This is a genomic window from Sphingomonas sp. P4_G2 (assembly GCF_056401155.1).
In genome coordinates, this window is the sequence record NZ_JBFUJY010000003.1 from 92,327 (window position 1) to 107,211 (window position 14,885).

14 protein-coding genes are annotated in these 14,885 nt (G+C 66.1%); 9 read left to right on the top strand and 5 right to left on the bottom strand.

What is annotated here, in order from left to right:
• Window positions 1–26: 26 nt before the first annotated feature.
• The 6 genes from AC1DRD_RS09950 to AC1DRD_RS09975 all read left to right on the top strand — a co-directional run bounded on the left by AC1DRD_RS09950 (window position 27) and on the right by AC1DRD_RS09975 (window position 5,667).
• Complete coding sequence (locus AC1DRD_RS09950; RefSeq protein WP_478041270.1) at window positions 27–2,498, top strand: helicase-related protein; 2,472 nt, start codon at window positions 27–29, stop codon at window positions 2,496–2,498.
• The gene (locus tag AC1DRD_RS09955) at window positions 2,491–2,796 is read left to right on the top strand and encodes an RNA-binding S4 domain-containing protein (protein ID WP_478041271.1); all 306 of its coding nucleotides are present in this window, start codon (window positions 2,491–2,493) and stop codon (window positions 2,794–2,796) included. The genes AC1DRD_RS09950 and AC1DRD_RS09955 overlap by 8 nt, the downstream gene beginning before the upstream one ends.
• Window positions 2,797–2,882: 86 nt before the next feature.
• Window positions 2,883–3,224, top strand: a complete 342-nt coding sequence (gene fdxA / locus AC1DRD_RS09960) for a ferredoxin FdxA (protein WP_478032472.1) — start codon at window positions 2,883–2,885, stop codon at window positions 3,222–3,224.
• Between the two features lie 263 nt (window positions 3,225–3,487).
• A complete protein-coding gene (locus tag AC1DRD_RS09965; protein WP_066813023.1) occupies window positions 3,488–4,021 on the top strand; it encodes a CarD family transcriptional regulator in 534 nt (177 codons plus the stop codon).
• A 107-nt stretch (window positions 4,022–4,128) separates the two neighbouring features.
• Window positions 4,129–4,845, top strand: a complete 717-nt coding sequence (locus tag AC1DRD_RS09970; protein ID WP_478032470.1) for a head GIN domain-containing protein — start codon at window positions 4,129–4,131, stop codon at window positions 4,843–4,845.
• 105 nt (window positions 4,846–4,950) lie between these two features.
• The gene (locus AC1DRD_RS09975; protein ID WP_478041272.1) at window positions 4,951–5,667 is read left to right on the top strand and encodes a GIN domain-containing protein; all 717 of its coding nucleotides are present in this window, start codon (window positions 4,951–4,953) and stop codon (window positions 5,665–5,667) included.
• A 251-nt stretch (window positions 5,668–5,918) separates the two neighbouring features.
• On the opposite strand, the gene AC1DRD_RS09980 is transcribed toward AC1DRD_RS09975, so the two are convergent.
• Entirely contained in the window at window positions 5,919–6,323 is a 405-nt protein-coding gene (locus AC1DRD_RS09980; protein ID WP_478032468.1) for a DUF1489 family protein, read from the bottom strand.
• 14 nt (window positions 6,324–6,337) lie between these two features.
• Complete coding sequence (gene mgtE, locus AC1DRD_RS09985) at window positions 6,338–7,756, bottom strand: magnesium transporter (protein WP_478041273.1); 1,419 nt, start codon at window positions 7,754–7,756, stop codon at window positions 6,338–6,340.
• Window positions 7,757–7,882: 126 nt separating this feature from the next.
• On the opposite strand from mgtE, the gene AC1DRD_RS09990 reads away from it, so the two are divergent.
• Window positions 7,883–8,338, top strand: a complete 456-nt coding sequence (locus AC1DRD_RS09990) for a peptidylprolyl isomerase (RefSeq protein WP_478032465.1) — start codon at window positions 7,883–7,885, stop codon at window positions 8,336–8,338.
• A gap of 97 nt (window positions 8,339–8,435) precedes the next feature.
• On the opposite strand, the gene AC1DRD_RS09995 is transcribed toward AC1DRD_RS09990, so the two are convergent.
• Complete coding sequence (locus AC1DRD_RS09995) at window positions 8,436–9,317, bottom strand: LysR substrate-binding domain-containing protein (RefSeq protein WP_478032464.1); 882 nt, start codon at window positions 9,315–9,317, stop codon at window positions 8,436–8,438.
• A 334-nt stretch (window positions 9,318–9,651) separates the two neighbouring features.
• Here AC1DRD_RS09995 and AC1DRD_RS10000 point away from each other — a divergent pair, with 334 nt between their 5' ends.
• Window positions 9,652–11,955 (top strand): CDC48 family AAA ATPase, encoded by a 2,304-nt coding sequence (locus AC1DRD_RS10000; protein WP_478041274.1) that lies wholly within the window; start codon window positions 9,652–9,654, stop codon window positions 11,953–11,955.
• Between the two features lie 192 nt (window positions 11,956–12,147).
• On the top strand, window positions 12,148–13,029 hold the full coding sequence (gene rarD, locus AC1DRD_RS10005) for an EamA family transporter RarD (protein ID WP_478041275.1): 882 nt from the start codon (window positions 12,148–12,150) through the stop codon (window positions 13,027–13,029).
• A 99-nt stretch (window positions 13,030–13,128) separates the two neighbouring features.
• On the opposite strand, the gene AC1DRD_RS10010 is transcribed toward rarD, so the two are convergent.
• Both AC1DRD_RS10010 and AC1DRD_RS10015 read right to left on the bottom strand, forming a co-directional pair.
• A complete protein-coding gene (locus tag AC1DRD_RS10010; RefSeq protein ID WP_478041276.1) occupies window positions 13,129–14,433 on the bottom strand; it encodes an MFS transporter in 1,305 nt (434 codons plus the stop codon).
• Window positions 14,430–14,753 carry an antibiotic biosynthesis monooxygenase family protein gene (locus AC1DRD_RS10015; RefSeq protein ID WP_478041277.1) on the bottom strand — a complete coding sequence of 108 codons (324 nt, stop codon included), beginning with the start codon at window positions 14,751–14,753 and terminating at the stop codon, window positions 14,430–14,432. The genes AC1DRD_RS10010 and AC1DRD_RS10015 overlap by 4 nt, the downstream gene beginning before the upstream one ends.
• Window positions 14,754–14,885: the final 132 nt, after the last annotated feature.

Sequence of the window (14,885 nt, forward strand, 5' to 3'; positions counted from 1 at the left end):
CCCGGCGCGCCGATCTATAAGCCGTCATGCGTGCGTTCTCGTCCCCGGTCACCGCGGTGCTCGGGCCCACCAACACCGGCAAGACGCATCTCGCGATCGAGCGGATGTGCGGTCATTCGAGCGGGATGATCGGCTTCCCGCTGCGATTGCTCGCGCGCGAAGTCTATGATCGCGTCGTCAAATTGAAGGGCGCCAAGCAGGTCGCGCTGATCACCGGCGAGGAGCGTATCGTTCCGCCCGACGCGCGCTGGTTCCTGTGCACCGCCGAGAGCATGCCGCTCCAGCGTGACTTGGCATTCGTCGCGCTCGACGAGGCGCAACTCGGCGCCGATCCCGAGCGCGGCCATGTCTTCACCGACCGTCTGTTGCGCGCGCGCGGCCGCGAGGAGACGATGATCCTTGGCTCGGAGACGTTGCGGCCGATGGTCAAGGCGCTGGTCCCCGACGCCGAGATCGTCAACCGCCCGCGTTTCTCGACTCTGTCCTATGCCGGCGCGCGCAAGCTGTCGCGGCTGCCCAAGCGCTCGGTGATCGTCGCGTTCAGCGCCGAGGAAGTCTATGCCGTCGCCGAGATGATCCGCCGTCTTCGCGGCGGCGCCGCGGTGGTGATGGGCGCCTTGTCCCCGCGCACCCGCAACGCCCAGGTCGCGATGTTCCAGGCCAGCGAGGTCGATTATCTCGTCGCGACCGACGCGATCGGCATGGGCCTCAACATGGACGTCAACCATGTCGCCTTCGCCAGCCTGACCAAGTTCGACGGCTATCGCCAGCGCCGGCTGACGGTGAGCGAGATGGCGCAGATCGCCGGGCGCGCCGGGCGGCATCAGCGCGACGGGACGTTCGGCGCGCTGACCGCCGACGGCCCCGGTGCGTTCACGCCCGAGGAAATCCACGCGATCGAGCACCATCATTTTCCCCGGCTCGATTTCCTCTATTGGCGCGATGGCGAGCCCGATTGCGATTCAGTCGATGCGCTGATCGCCAGCCTGGAAGCCAAACCCGACAATCGCGTGCTGCGCGCGGCACCGGTCGCGACCGATCTCGCGGTGCTCAAGCGGCTGACCGAGGACGATGCCGTCCGCGACCGCGCGCGATCGCCGGGCCAGGTCGCACGGTTATGGGCGGCATGCGGCGTGCCCGATTTCCGCAAGCTCGGCGTCGATCCGCATGCCCGGCTGGTCGCCAAGCTCTATAATGATCTCAGCACCGGCAACGGCCATATCGCCGCGCCCTGGTTCGCCGATCAGGTCGCGCGGCTCGACGATGTCACCGGCGATGTCGAGACGATCGCGGGGCGAATCGCGGCGATCCGCACCTGGGCCTATATCGCGCATCGCAGCGATTGGCTGGCCGACCCGGCGCATTGGGCGGCGCGCACCGCGGCGGTCGAAGAGCGCCTGTCCGACGCGCTCCACGCATCGCTGACCCAGCGCTTCGTCGACAAGCGCACGACCGCATTGCTGCGCCAGATCGGCAAGGATGCCGGCGCGCTGCCGGTGGTGATCGGTGAGGAAGGCGAAGTGCTGGTCGAGGATCATCCGATCGGCACGCTGGAAGGCTTCCGCTTCACCGTCGCCGCCGACGCGCGGCATGCAGACAAGCGCCTGCTGCTCGCGGCGGCGGAGAAAAGGCTCGGTGCCGAGCTGGCGAAGCGCGGTCGCGAACTGGCTGACTCGGGTGACGACGAGCTCTCTCTGTCCTTCCCCCGGATCGAATGGCGCGGCGTCGGCGTGGCCGAATTGACCGCTGGCGCCAATCTCGCCCAGCCGCGCGTCCTGCTGGATCGTCCGGTCGAAGCGCTCGATCCTGCGGTACGCAAGGCTGTGCAAGCACGGCTCGACCGCTGGGTCGCAGAGCAGCTGGCGCGGCGTTTGCCGGTATTCGGCGCGCTCGACGCCTGCCTGCGCGATGCCGCCGCCGGTGCGCCGCTGCGCGCGGTCGCGGGGGCGCTGCTCGATGCCGGCGGATTGTTGCCGCGGCGCGCGATCGGCGCGCAGGTCGAGGCGCTCGACCCGCTCGCGCGAAAGAAGTTGCACAAGATGGGCGTGACGATCGGTACGCTTGACCTGTTCGCGCCCGCTTTGCTCAAGCCGGGTCCAGCGCGCTGGCGGCGGATGCTGATGCGGCTCGGCGAGGGCCCGCGCGACGGCGCCACGGTGTTGCCACGCAACGCGCCCGGCGCCGACTTGCCCTTCGGCTTCCGCCCGCTCGGTCAACAGGCAGTGCGGATCGATCTGGTCGAACGTATCGCGCGCGCCGCGCACGATTCGCGCAAGGGACGCGCGCCGTTCGCGCCCGACGCGGCGCTCGCGACCTCGATCGGGATCCAGCCCGACACGCTGGCGCGGCTGATGGCGCAGCTCGGCTTTCGCGCCGCGCGGCCAAGCGACGACGGCAAGCCGCGCTGGATGTGGCAAGGCCTGACGCCCAACGCCAAGCCCAAGGCACCGCCGCGCGACAATGCCTTCGCCGCGCTCGCCGGGATGCTCGATGGCTGAGCAGCTTCCCGCTAACGGACCGACGATGCGTCTCGACAAGTTCCTGTGGTTCGCGCGGATCGTGAAGACGCGAAGCTTTGCGCAACGCCTTGCCGAGGAGGGGCATATGCGGATCGACGGTCGCCCGACCGATCGCGCCGCGGCACCGGTGCGCCCGGGCAACATCCTGACCTTCGCCACCCATCGCGGCGAGGTCCGCACCATCCGGATCGAAGCGCTGCCGATTCGCCGCGGCCCGCCTTCCGAGGCGCAGCGTTGCTATCAGGATCTCCAGGCCGGCAGCGCGCCCGCAACTTAAAAACGTCTCGCAGAAAGCCGCGATCGATTGACGGGCGCGGGACACGCGCATAGCACGGCCCAAATCGTACTCCTGGGGAGCCAGAAATGACCTACGTCGTGACCGACGCCTGCATCCGCTGCAAGTATATGGACTGCGTCGAGGTGTGTCCGGTCGACTGCTTCTACGAAGGCGAGAACATGCTCGTCATCAATCCCAGCGAATGCATCGACTGCGGCGTGTGCGAACCCGAATGCCCGGCCGAGGCGATCCTGCCCGATACCGAGAACGGCCTGGAAAAGTGGCTCGAGCTCAACAACACGTTCAGCAGCCAATGGCCCAACGTCACGCGCAAGAACGACCAGACCCCCGCCGATGCCGACGAGCACAAGGGCGAAGACGGCAAATACGACAAGTATTTCTCGCCCGAGGCCGGCCAGGGCGACTGAGCGCGCCAGCAAAGTTGATCGAGATCAAAGCGGCCTCGCCCAGCAATGGGACGGGGCCGTACCCATTTCGGGGGATGCTCCGTCGGATGAAAACGACGTCGGGCTGGTAATTTTATTACGGCTATGTTAAATAGGTCAGGACGAGAGCCCCTTTCCGAGTCTCTCGTGTGGAGACACACACATCCAATCAAGCCCCTGCCGGCGCCATGTCCGGGCGTCGTGCGTTTATTCGGGCGACATTCCAAGTGAAAGGTTGAAGTTACATGGCTGCCAAGGCGCTGTCCTTCGACGTCGGTGATTACGTTGTTTACCCCAAGCACGGCGTCGGCCGTGTCGTTGAACTTCTCAAACAGGAAATCGCCGGCATGACGCTGGAGCTGTACGTGCTCCGGTTCGAGAAAGAGCGCATGACGCTCCGTGTGCCGACCAACAAGGCCGAGAGTGTCGGCATGCGCAAGCTGTCCTCGGACAAGACGCTCCGCGAGGCGCTCGACACGCTCAAGGGCAAGCCCAAGGTCAAGCGCACCATGTGGTCGCGCCGCGCGCAGGAATATGAAGCGAAGATCAATTCGGGCGACCTGGTGTCGATCGCCGAAGTGGTCCGCGACCTGTTCCGTGCCGAAGACCAGCCCGAACAGAGCTATTCGGAGCGCCAGATCTTCGAGGCCGCGGCGTCCCGCCTCGCCCGCGAGCTCGCGGCGATGGAAGAGACCGACGAAAAGGGTGCGCTGGAGAAGATCCTCGACATCCTGCGCAAGGCCGCGGCGATCCATAACAAGGACAAGATTCCGGCGTAATCCCGGGTCAAGTCGTTGATAAAATAGGGCGGTCCTTTGGGGCCGCCCTTTTTCGTTGCGGCCCCATCCGTAGTGTGTTACGTAGACAACACACAATGGAGGATCTCATGAACCGCTACATGCTGCTCGCTTTGCTTCCGCTCGCCGCCTGTTCGGGCACGGCCCGGTCGGAAGGCACGCCGCCCAGCGGCGCCGGCGGCAACCGCACCTTCGCGGTCGACGGCTTCACCGGCGTCGATGCCGCCGGGCCCGACGATGTCGATGTCCGTGTCGGCTCGGGCTTTTCGGTTCGTGCGGAGGGCGATCCCAAGATCCTCGACAAGCTCGAGATCGTGAAGGAAGGCGACACGCTGAGGGTTCGCCGCAAGGAGCGCAGCTTCAGTTGGGGCGGCGAGCGTAAGGGCGCCAAGATCTACATCACCATGCCGCGCATGACCGCGGCGAGCACCACCGGGTCGGGCGACATGGCGGTCGACCATATCGATGGCGAGAAGTTCCAGGCCAGCGCGACCGGGTCGGGCGACCTCAATATCGGATCGCTCAGCGTCCAGGCAGTCGCGCTGTCGGTCACCGGGTCGGGCAGCCTGGGCACCGCTGGCAGCGCCAGGACCGGATCCTTCTCGGTCACCGGATCGGGCGACATCACCGCGCCCAAATTGTCGCTCGGCCAGGCCAGCGTCAATGTCATGGGCTCGGGCGGCGTCTCCGCGGCGGTCAACGGCGCGGCGAATGTCAACGTGATGGGCTCGGGCGACGTCACGCTCACTGGCGGCGCCAAATGCACCACATCCAAGATGGGCTCGGGCGACGTCAGCTGCAGCTGATTTGGGTTCAGCAAGGCTGAACCGGTCGCGGCACCGTGACGGAAAGGCTGCAAAGACTCTAACCCAGCTTGCATAAAGCGGCGGGGCGGTGCGATGCTCGCATCCATGCTCCGCCGCTCTCTCGCTTTCGCGCTGATCGCGCTCGCCACGCCGGCGCATGCCGCCGACCGCAGCTATGTCGTCACCAATTTCGACCGCGTGCGGGTGGATGGCCCATATTCGGTGCAGGTCGAAGTCGGCACCGGCGGCGGCGCCGCGGCCAGCGCGTCGGGCGACGACCGGGCACTCGGCGACCTCGACATCTCGGTCAACGGCGGCACGCTGACCGTCCGCAAAGGCAGCCAGGGCTGGGGCGAACGAGGCAAAGCAAGCGGCCCGCCGCCGGTGATCATTCTGCGCACGCCGGCGGTGCGCGGCGCGACCGTGGTCGGCGGCGCCAAGCTGGCGCTCAACGGTAGGCTGCGTACGGCGCGGCTCGACGTCCAGATCACTGGCGCAGGGACAATCGACGCGCGCGGCGTCGATGCCGACGACGTCGTGGTCACCGTGATCGGCAACGGCAATGTCGCCCTCGCCGGACGCACCGCGCGGGCGCGGTTCTCGACCAATGGCGGCGGCTCGATCGCGGCGATGGCGCTCGACGCGGGCGAGATCATCGTCACGCTCGAAGGCGCGGGCGAAACGCGGGCAAGCGCACGCTATCTCGCCGACCTAACCAACAAGGGCCTTGGCCTGATCGCGGTCACCGGCAATCCGAAATGCACCGTCCGCGGCCAATCGGTCGGGCCGATCGAATGCGGTAGCACCGGCGCGCAGCCTTAGGTTGAGAACCCAAATAAGCCATTGTTCTTAAAGCGATTCATTTCCAAAACTCGTCATCCCAGCGAAAGCTGGGATCTCAAGCGGCATCGCGTCACCGCCAGAGACCAACATCGGGTCGGATCGTCCCCCGGACGATCCTTGAGCATGCGGGGCATGCTCAACCCGATGTTCTTTCGCTGGGGTGACGGTAGGGTGCGCTGGAGTAACGGGAGGATTCCGCGGGGATGACGACAGGAATGTGAGTCCCCAACCTAAAGCAAACCCAGCTCAGCCAGCTTGCCCACCATATCGGCCGGTAGTTCACCTACCCCTTCGCCACCTGCACCAAGGTCGCGCGGCGCGCTCGTATCTTCGAGATAGCGCCAGCCCTGGTGCGCTCGCTTTGGCCGTGCTTCGACCAGGACCAGGCGCGGATCGAGCCTGATCGCGGTACGGCCGCCGGGCAGTTCGCCGAATCCGACGATCGGCGAGCGCGCGACGAGCTGGTGCTTGAGGATCCAGAATAAAGATCCCTGCCCGGCAATCTCTTCCCAGCGCTTGGGTAGATAGCGCGTGCCGAGCTCGTAGGGCGGATCGCCCTCGCGCGCCGCCCAGCGCGCGACGAACGCCTCCAGGCTCGCCACGCCGAACGCGACCTTGGTCAGATGAAGCGGCATTCGACCGATTTGGGTTACCGGCCCAGGCCCCACAAGAAGGCGAGACCTAGGAAAGAGAAAAAGCCCATGCAATCGGTGAACATCGTCACGAACACCGAGGACGAGACCGCCGGGTCGATCCGGAAGCGGTCGAGCGTCACCGGCACGAACACCCCCGCCAGGCCGGCAACCATATTGTTGATCAGGATCGCCAGGCCGAACACCGTCGCCAGATCGCTCCGCCCGAAGATGAAATAGGTGCCGATCCCGATCAGCACGCCGAGCGCGGCGCCGTTCGACACGGCGATGCGGAATTCGCGCCAGATCATCCGCGCGGTGTTCGAATCGGTCAGCTGATTGGTCGCGATCGCACGCACCACCACCGCCAGGGTCTGGGTGCCGGCATTGCCGCCCATGCCCGAGACGATCCCCATCAGCGCCGAGAGCACCGCGAACTTGGCGATCTCGGCATCGAACAGGCTGACCACCCAAGCCGCGAGCATTGCGGTGGGCAGGTTGATCAGCAGCCACATCAGCCGGGTCCGGACCGTCATCGCGATCGGTTCGTTGATGTCGCCATCGCCGGCGCCGGCCAGGCGCAGCGTGTCCTCGCCGGCTTCTTCCTGGATAATATGGACGACGTCGTCGACCGTGATCATGCCGACCAGCCGCCCAGCGGCATCGACCACCGCGGCCGAGATCAGCGCGTATTTCTGGAAGCGCAGCGCGACTTCTTCCTGGTCCATGTCGACCGGGATCAACGTCTGTTCGCGCTTCATCACGTCGGCGATCGCGACCGAGCGCGGCGCGCGCAGGATCCACGACAGCGAGCAGGTGCCGATCGGCTTGTGCCCGGGATCGACCACGAAGATTTCCCAGAAATCGGTGGTCAGTTCCTCCTGGCTGCGCAAATAATCGATCGCGTCGCCGACCGTCCAATGTTCGGGCACCGCGATCAGCTCGCGCTGCATCAAGCGGCCGGCCGATTCCTCGGGGAAGGATAAAGCTTCCTCGATCGCGGCGCGGTCGTCGGGATCGAGCGCTCGGAGCACTTCGCGCTGATCCGCCGGCTCCATGTCCTCGATGATCGCGACGGCGTCGTCAGTATCGAGCTCCGACGCGATGTCGGCGACCTGCTGCGGCGCGAGGCTGTCGATCAAATCCTCGCGGACATAATCGTTCATCTCGGCGAACACGTCGGCATCGAGCAGGTCGGTCAGTGCCTTGGCGAGCGGCCCGCGATCCTCGTGCGGCGCCAGCTCGAACAGATCGGCGATGTCGGCGGGGTGGAGCGGCTCGACCAGCGCGCGCGCCGCGTCATTGTCGCCGGCCTCGACCGCGTCGAGCACCGCGCGCACGAATTCGGGTTTCAGCCGGTCGTCCTCGTCCAGCTGATCCGCGACGTTATCGAGTTCGGTGGCGCCGTCGGTGGGCGCCAGATCGGTCTCGCTCATCGTCTGACCTTTTTTCGGGCACCGGCATATCCATATCGGGGGCCGTACGCGGTTTCCGCGCGGTTTGCCAGCACCCACCGAGCAGTTTAGGGCGGGCGCAAATTCCCCGATTCATGGAGCAAAATGATGGCCGATACCCCCGAGACACTGACTTTGACGCTGGACAGCGGCGACGTCGTCATCAAGCTTCGCCCGGATCTCGCGCCGCAACATGTCGACCGCATCGCCGAGCTGGCCAATGAAGGCTTTTACGACGGCGTCGTATTCCACCGCGTGATCCCCGGCTTCATGGCGCAGGGCGGCGATCCGACCGGCACCGGCATGCACGGATCGGACAAGCCCAACTTGCCGGCCGAATTCTCGCGCGAGCCGCATGTCCGCGGCGTTGCGTCGATGGCGCGGACGATGGATCCCAATTCGGCCAACAGCCAGTTCTTCATCTGCTTCGACGACGCGCGCTTCCTCGACGGCCAATACACCGTATGGGGCGAAGTCACCGAGGGCATGGAGCTTATCGACGCGCTGCCCAAGGGCGAGCCGCCGGCGAACCCCGGCAAGATCCTCAAGGCCCGCGCCGAGTAAGCGCAACCAACAGCCGCTCCTCGCCACCTTCCGTCATCCCCGCTTTCGCGGGGATGACGAGGTGCGGCGGGAGAGGATTGAACAGCCCGCGACGCCCTTAGGCGTCGAGGACCTCGACCAGCCAGTCGTGGAACCATTTGACCTGGCGCATCTGCATCGCGCGCGGGCGGCAGACGAACCAGTAACTGTACGGGCTGGCCACCTCGATATCGAACAATTTGACCAGCCGCGGGTCGTGCGCCTCGTCGAAATGGCTTTCGTGCATGAAGGCGATGCCCAGACCCTGGGCCGCCGCTTCGAGCATCAGCGCGCCCGAATCGAAATGGTCGATCGCCAGCGGCTCGAGCTCGTCGAGCCCCGCCGCATGGCGCCAGGCGCTGAACGTGTCGGGCATGTCGCGGTGGATCAACGCGGTCAGCTTCTCGATCTGTTCGGGGCGCGTGACCGGATCGGGCCCGTCGAGCAGGCTCCGCGCGCCGATCACATAGACATTGTTGGTATCGAGCCGCTTGGCATAGAGGCTGGGATCGGGCTCGCGCGCCAGCGCGATCGCGGCGTCGAGCCCGTCGCCGACGCGCGCCATATTGTGTCCCGCCGTATCGATATCGAGATGGATCTGCGGATAGCGCGCACGCAGGTCGCCGAGGTGCGGGAAGATGCGTTGCGAGGCGAACAGCGGCAACACCCCCAAACGCAGGCGCAGGACCTCGATCCCGCTGGTCATATATTCGACCGCGTCGGTCAGCCGGTCGAGCACCGGCGCGATCTGCTGCAGCAGCCGTTCGCCGTCGCTGTTGAGCGCCACCGCCTGGTGCCGGCGTTCGAACAAGGGCTTGCCGATGAAGCGTTCGAGCGCCTGAATCCGGCGGCTGAGCGCCGGCGCGGACAAAGCGAGTTCCTGCGCGGCAGCCTTGACCGACCCGGTGCGGGCGACCTGAATAAAGGCCTCGATCGCGGTCAGCGGGGGCAAACGCCGCATGGAAATTCTCTCCCTTGGCCCTGTTAGTTGTGCAACGCGTCACATACCGATGCTTGGAACGCTATCATCCCCTCTCCGTGAAAGGAAAGGGTTGATTGCGAAAAATGCATGTTACCGGTATCACTTCGCACTTGCACAATAATGTGCTGCGCTGCACATAGAGCAGGCCTTTCAGGCATCCTCTCCTAAAAACTTTCCCGGCCGGGCCCCTTGGGTCCGGCCTTTTTTTGTCTCGATTCGCGGCCGCCTGATAGGCGCCCTCTCGCGCTTCGGGAACCGGGTCACTATCTCACACGCTCTCGATTCTTCCGCTCGCGAAACTAAGGTGACCCCCATGGCAGACGGCGACGATGCCCCCCAACGCAAGCTTCAGGTCGCCAATGCGCGTCCCGAGGATAGTGGCCGCGGACTGGCGCACATCCCGCGTCCGCTGATGGCGCAATTGGGGATCGGTGAAGGCGACATCATCGAAATCGTCGGCAAGTCGACCACCCCGGCGCGCGCGGTCGCGCCCTATCCCGAGGATGAAGGGCTCGAACTGATCCGGATCGACGGCCTGCAGCGCGCCAATGCCGGCGCCGGGTCGGGCGATTATGTCGATGTGCGCAAGGCTGAGGCCAAGCCGGCGACGCGCGTCGTGTTCGCTCCCGCGCAGCAGAATCTGCGCCTGCAGGGATCGACCGGCGCACTCAAGCGCACCTTTTTCGGCCGCCCACTGTGCGCCGGCGATGTCGTCGCGACCGCGGGGCAGCAGCGCATCGACCCCGAAGGCGTGCCGCCAAACGTCGCGCAATATCTCCGCGCGCCAGCTTATGCGCTGCAGGAAATCCGCCTCGCGGTGATCTCGACCGTCCCCAAGGGCGTGGTGCTGGTCGACGAGAATACCGAGATCGAGCTGCGCCCCGAATATGAGGAACCCAAGGACGCGCGGCGCGCCGACGTTACCTATGACGATATCGGCGGCATGGCCGACACGATCGACCAGTTGCGCGAGATGGTCGAATTGCCGTTGCGCTATCCGGAACTGTTCCAGCGGCTCGGCGTCGAACCGCCCAAGGGCGTGTTGCTCCATGGCCCGCCCGGCACCGGCAAGACGCGGCTCGCGCGCGCCGTCGCCAATGAGAGCGACGCGCAATTCTTCCTGATCAACGGGCCCGAAATCATGGGCTCGGCCTATGGCGAGTCCGAACAGCGGCTGCGCCAGGTGTTCGAGGAAGCAGCCAAGAATGCGCCGTCGATCGTGTTCATCGATGAGATCGATTCGATCGCCCCCAAGCGCGGTAACGTGTCGGGTGAGGCCGAGAAGCGCCTGGTCGCGCAGCTGTTGACCTTGATGGACGGGCTGGAAGCGCGCGCCAATCTGGTGGTGATCGCCGCGACCAACCGGCCCGAAGCGGTCGACGAGGCGCTGCGCCGCCCCGGCCGGTTCGACCGCGAGATCGTCGTCGGCGTGCCCGACGAGCGCGGCCGCCGCGAGATATTGGGCATCCATACGCGCGGCATGCCGCTCGGCGATCATGTCGATCTCGACGAGCTCGCGCGCACGACCTACGGCTTCGTCGGCGCCGACCTCGCAGCACTCGCGCGCGAGGCGGCGATCGAGGCGGTGCGGCGGATCATGCCGCGCCTCAACCTCGAGGACCGCACCATTCCGGCGGACGTGCTCGAAACGCTGGCGGTGACGCGCGAGGACTTCCTCGGCGCGTTGAAGCGCGTCCAGCCCTCGGCGATGCGCGAAGTGATGGTCGAGGCACCGCGCGTCCGCTGGGACGATGTCGGCGGACTCGACGACGCGCAGATGCGCCTCAAGGAAGGTGTCGAGCTACCGCTCAAGGACCCCGACGCGTTCCGCCGGCTGGGCATTCGTCCGGCCAAGGGCTTCCTGCTCTATGGCCCGCCCGGCACCGGCAAGACCCTGCTCGCCAAGGCGGTTGCGCGCGAGGCGGAGGCGAACTTCATCTCGACCAAATCGTCCGACCTGCTCAGCAAATGGTATGGTGAGAGCGAGCAGCAGATCGCCAAATTATTCGCGCGCGCACGCCAGGTCGCACCGACCGTGATCTTCATCGACGAGCTCGACAGCCTGGTCCCCGCGCGCGGCGGTGGCCTGGGCGAGCCGCAAGTCACCGAGCGCGTGGTCAACACGATCCTCGCGGAGATGGACGGGCTCGAGGAATTGCAGTCGGTCGTCGTGATCGGCGCGACCAACCGGCCCAATCTGATCGACCCGGCGCTGCTGCGTCCCGGCCGGTTCGACGAGTTGATCTATGTCGGCGTGCCCGACGAAAAGGGTCGCCGCCGCATCCTGGCGATCCAGACGCAGAAGATGCCGCTGGCCGACGATGTCGATCTCGACCGCATCGCTTCGCGCACCGACCGCTTCACCGGCGCCGACCTCGAGGATCTGACCCGGCGCGCAGGCCTGGTCGCTCTGCGCAAGAATATCGAGGTCAAGCAAGTGACGATGGCCGATTTCGAGGACGCGCTGGTTGATTCACGTGCCTCGGTGACCGCGGAGATGGAGCGCGATTACGAACAGCTCGCCGCGACGATGAAGCAGGATGCGGCGTCGCTGCAGCCTTTGGGCTTCATCTCGCCGGGACAGTTGCGGCCGCATGGGCCGAAGGGAACGGATTGATCGCCCGAAAACGGGTGGGCGCCGGTCAGAAAAATATCCGGTCGTCTCGCTGAGAGGCGACCGGATCGCCGAATTCGGTACGCGCCGGCAGCCATCGCCGGCGTTCCCAAAGCGGCGCAAAAAGCTTTTCTACTGCGCAGCGCCGGCTTCCTGCCCTCGCCACGCCGCATCATATCGGCCACACGCGCCGGCATGAACCGTCGCGTCAATCCCGGCATCCTGTACGGCGTCGCGGCCTATGCGACCTGGGGCCTGCTTCCTGCCTTCCTCAAACTGCTCAAGCCGCTCCCCGCGCCCGATATCCTCGCGCACCGCATCCTGTGGTCGCTGCTCCTGCTCGGCGTGCTGGCGGTGGCGCTGCGGCATGGGCCGGCGCTGCGCAAGATCGTCGCGACCCGCAAGCTGATCCTCGCGCTCACCGCCTCGTCGCTGCTGATCGGAGTCAATTGGCTGGTCTATATCATCGCGATCAACAATGAGCAGGTCGCGCAGGCGAGCTTGGGCTATTTCATCAATCCATTGGTCAATGTGCTGCTCGGCACAATCGTGCTGCGTGAGCGGCTCGGCCGGATTGAGATCGTCGCGGTAGGACTGGCGACGTGCGGGGTCGCTTTCCTGGCATGGGAAGAAGGCGGCGTGCCGGTGATCCCGCTGACCCTGGCCTTCTCGTTCGGGCTATATGGACTGGTGCGCAAGGTGACTCCGGTCGACGCGATCGACGGATTGCTGGTCGAAACCGCGATCCTGGCACCGCCCTCCTTGGCCTGGCTGCTGTTTGCCGGCACCTCGCTCGCCGGCGGACCGGCCTGGCCGCTGCTCCCCGCCTCGGGGCTGCTGACGGCGACGCCGCTGATCCTGTTCGCTGCCGCGGCGCGGCGCGTGCGGCTGACCGATCTCGGGCTGATCCAATATATGGCGCCGACGCTGCAGTTGATCCTGGCGGTCGCAGTCTATGGCGAAATATTGGTGCCGGCGCAGTGGGCAGCATTTGCGCTGATCTGGGTCGCGCTGGCGATCTATGCCGTTGGCGCAACCCTGTCCGCGCGCCGCGCGGGAGTGGCGATTCCCGACTAGAGCGGAGTGCGTGATTTCTGAATCACGCACTCCGCTCTAGTTATTTGTTGTCGCATCGCTTTTTGCGGAAAACCGGTACCCACTTTTCCGTGCGATGCTCTAGGCGGTCCGGACAGACGGCTTCAACCCCACCCAACAATATCCCATCAGCGCCAAGCACGCCGCGCCCGCGGTCAGATACGGCAATGAGTGCCAGAACTCGTACAACCCCACCCCGATCGACGGTCCGAGCACGAAACTGGCGCCGTTGATCGACGTGACCTTGCCAGCGACCGAGCCCTGCGCCGCCGATCCGACCGCGAGCGACGATCCGGCGGTGAAGGCGGGGCGGGTGAAGCCGAAGCCGATGCTCGCCAGGGCATAAGCGGTCGCCAGGCCGTAGAGCGACGTGGCGAGGCCGGTCAGCGCGCACCCCGCCGCCGCGATCGCGAGCCCGATCAGCATCATCAGGCGCGGCGTCAGGTTGAATAGCGGGATCAATCCCCATTGCACGAGCAACGCCGCACCAGCGCCCATGATCAGCACGAGTCCGGTCGGCTGCAGCGCCTCGGCCGGAGGCAAATGAAGACGGTCGATTACCAGAAAGCCGATCGCCTGCCCCGTCATCGCCTGGGCATGGCCGAACACCAGCCCGGCGATCATCCAGGCACGGACGCGCGGATCGAGGAAGCCGACTTCCTCGACATGCTGTCCGGTCGCGGCGGTGATGCTCGCGCCGGACGATTGCCCGCCGATCGAGGGATAGGCATTGGCGGCGCCATGCGCGGCGGGATCGTCCATCGCCGCTTCGTTGCGATCGTTGGGCAGCATGCGCAGCACGGCGAGAAACATCCCCGCTCCGAACAAGGCGAACAGGAACGCCGGACCGGACAGGCCGATCTCCACCCCACCGACACTGCCGAGCAGCAGATACGGCGCGATCGCCGGCCCCAGGATGGTGCCGAGCCCGAACGCCGACCCGAGCAACGTCAGAGCCTTGGTCCGCTCCTCGCGCGTGGTGCGTCCTGCGACGATCGCCTGCACCGCCGGCGGCGCCGCCGCACCGAACGTGCCGTAGATCAGCCGGCCGACGATGAAGAGCATGAAGGCCGCGGTCCCGCCGATCCAGCCATTGATCCCTGCCGCCAGGAAGAGTCCGCACAAGGTCAGCGAGATGGTGAACCCGCCGACCCCCAGCAGGATCATCGACCGCCGGCCGCGCCGGTCCGATCGACTGGCCCAGAACGGTGCGGCGATTACCCATAACAAAGCCGAGACGGAGAAAGCGGCGGCGACCGCATTGTCGCGGACGTGGAGCGAGCGCCCGATCGCGGGCAGGACCGACTGCAAGGCGGTATTCCCCGCCGCGATCGTCAGCATCACGGTGAACAGCAAGGCGAAGTCGCGGTCGAACCTCGCCGTCATTCCTTCTCCCAATCGTAGCTGCGCCCGACTTCGGCGACATGGAGCGAATACCAGCGGTACCAGCGCCCGCGTCCGGCATCGCGAATCTCGCCGTGCCGCGCCTGCTGGCGCCAGGCGATCGCTGCCGCCTCGTCCGCCCAATAGCTGACCGTGATGCCGATTCCATCGGTGCCCCGCGCGCTGTCGATGCCGCGATAGCCGGGTTGCGCGGCGGCCAGCGCGTTGGCTTCTGCCGCCGCGGCGGCATAGCCTTCGGGATCCTCGCCGGTGACCTCGGACACGAAGATCACCGCGATTGTTCCGGGGGCGAACGTCGTCATTAAGCTGCCGATGGACCCGCGCGCGAGGCGACGCAACCCGTCGCCGACACCTAAAGGCTTGATCAGGCGTTACAGCTTTGCGACAGGGGTTTCCGGTCGCGTACGATTTGGCGCACAGCTACAAGGAATCTC

Coding starts and splice junctions, on each gene's coding strand:
- AC1DRD_RS09975 (WP_478041272.1), top strand. CDS start 4,951: ATGCTCCGCCGCTCTCTCGCTTTCGCGCTGATCGCGCTCGCCACGCCG.
- AC1DRD_RS09955 (WP_478041271.1), top strand. CDS start 2,491: ATGGCTGAGCAGCTTCCCGCTAACGGACCGACGATGCGTCTCGACAAG.
- AC1DRD_RS09980 (WP_478032468.1), bottom strand. CDS start 6,323: ATGCCGCTTCATCTGACCAAGGTCGCGTTCGGCGTGGCGAGCCTGGAG.
- AC1DRD_RS09970 (WP_478032470.1), top strand. CDS start 4,129: ATGAACCGCTACATGCTGCTCGCTTTGCTTCCGCTCGCCGCCTGTTCG.
- AC1DRD_RS10015 (WP_478041277.1), bottom strand. CDS start 14,753: ATGACGACGTTCGCCCCCGGAACAATCGCGGTGATCTTCGTGTCCGAG.
- AC1DRD_RS09995 (WP_478032464.1), bottom strand. CDS start 9,317: ATGCGGCGTTTGCCCCCGCTGACCGCGATCGAGGCCTTTATTCAGGTC.
- AC1DRD_RS09965 (WP_066813023.1), top strand. CDS start 3,488: ATGGCTGCCAAGGCGCTGTCCTTCGACGTCGGTGATTACGTTGTTTAC.
- AC1DRD_RS10000 (WP_478041274.1), top strand. CDS start 9,652: ATGGCAGACGGCGACGATGCCCCCCAACGCAAGCTTCAGGTCGCCAAT.
- rarD (WP_478041275.1), top strand. CDS start 12,148: ATGAACCGTCGCGTCAATCCCGGCATCCTGTACGGCGTCGCGGCCTAT.
- AC1DRD_RS10010 (WP_478041276.1), bottom strand. CDS start 14,433: ATGACGGCGAGGTTCGACCGCGACTTCGCCTTGCTGTTCACCGTGATG.
- AC1DRD_RS09950 (WP_478041270.1), top strand. CDS start 27: ATGCGTGCGTTCTCGTCCCCGGTCACCGCGGTGCTCGGGCCCACCAAC.
- mgtE (WP_478041273.1), bottom strand. CDS start 7,756: ATGAGCGAGACCGATCTGGCGCCCACCGACGGCGCCACCGAACTCGAT.
- fdxA (WP_478032472.1), top strand. CDS start 2,883: ATGACCTACGTCGTGACCGACGCCTGCATCCGCTGCAAGTATATGGAC.
- AC1DRD_RS09990 (WP_478032465.1), top strand. CDS start 7,883: ATGGCCGATACCCCCGAGACACTGACTTTGACGCTGGACAGCGGCGAC.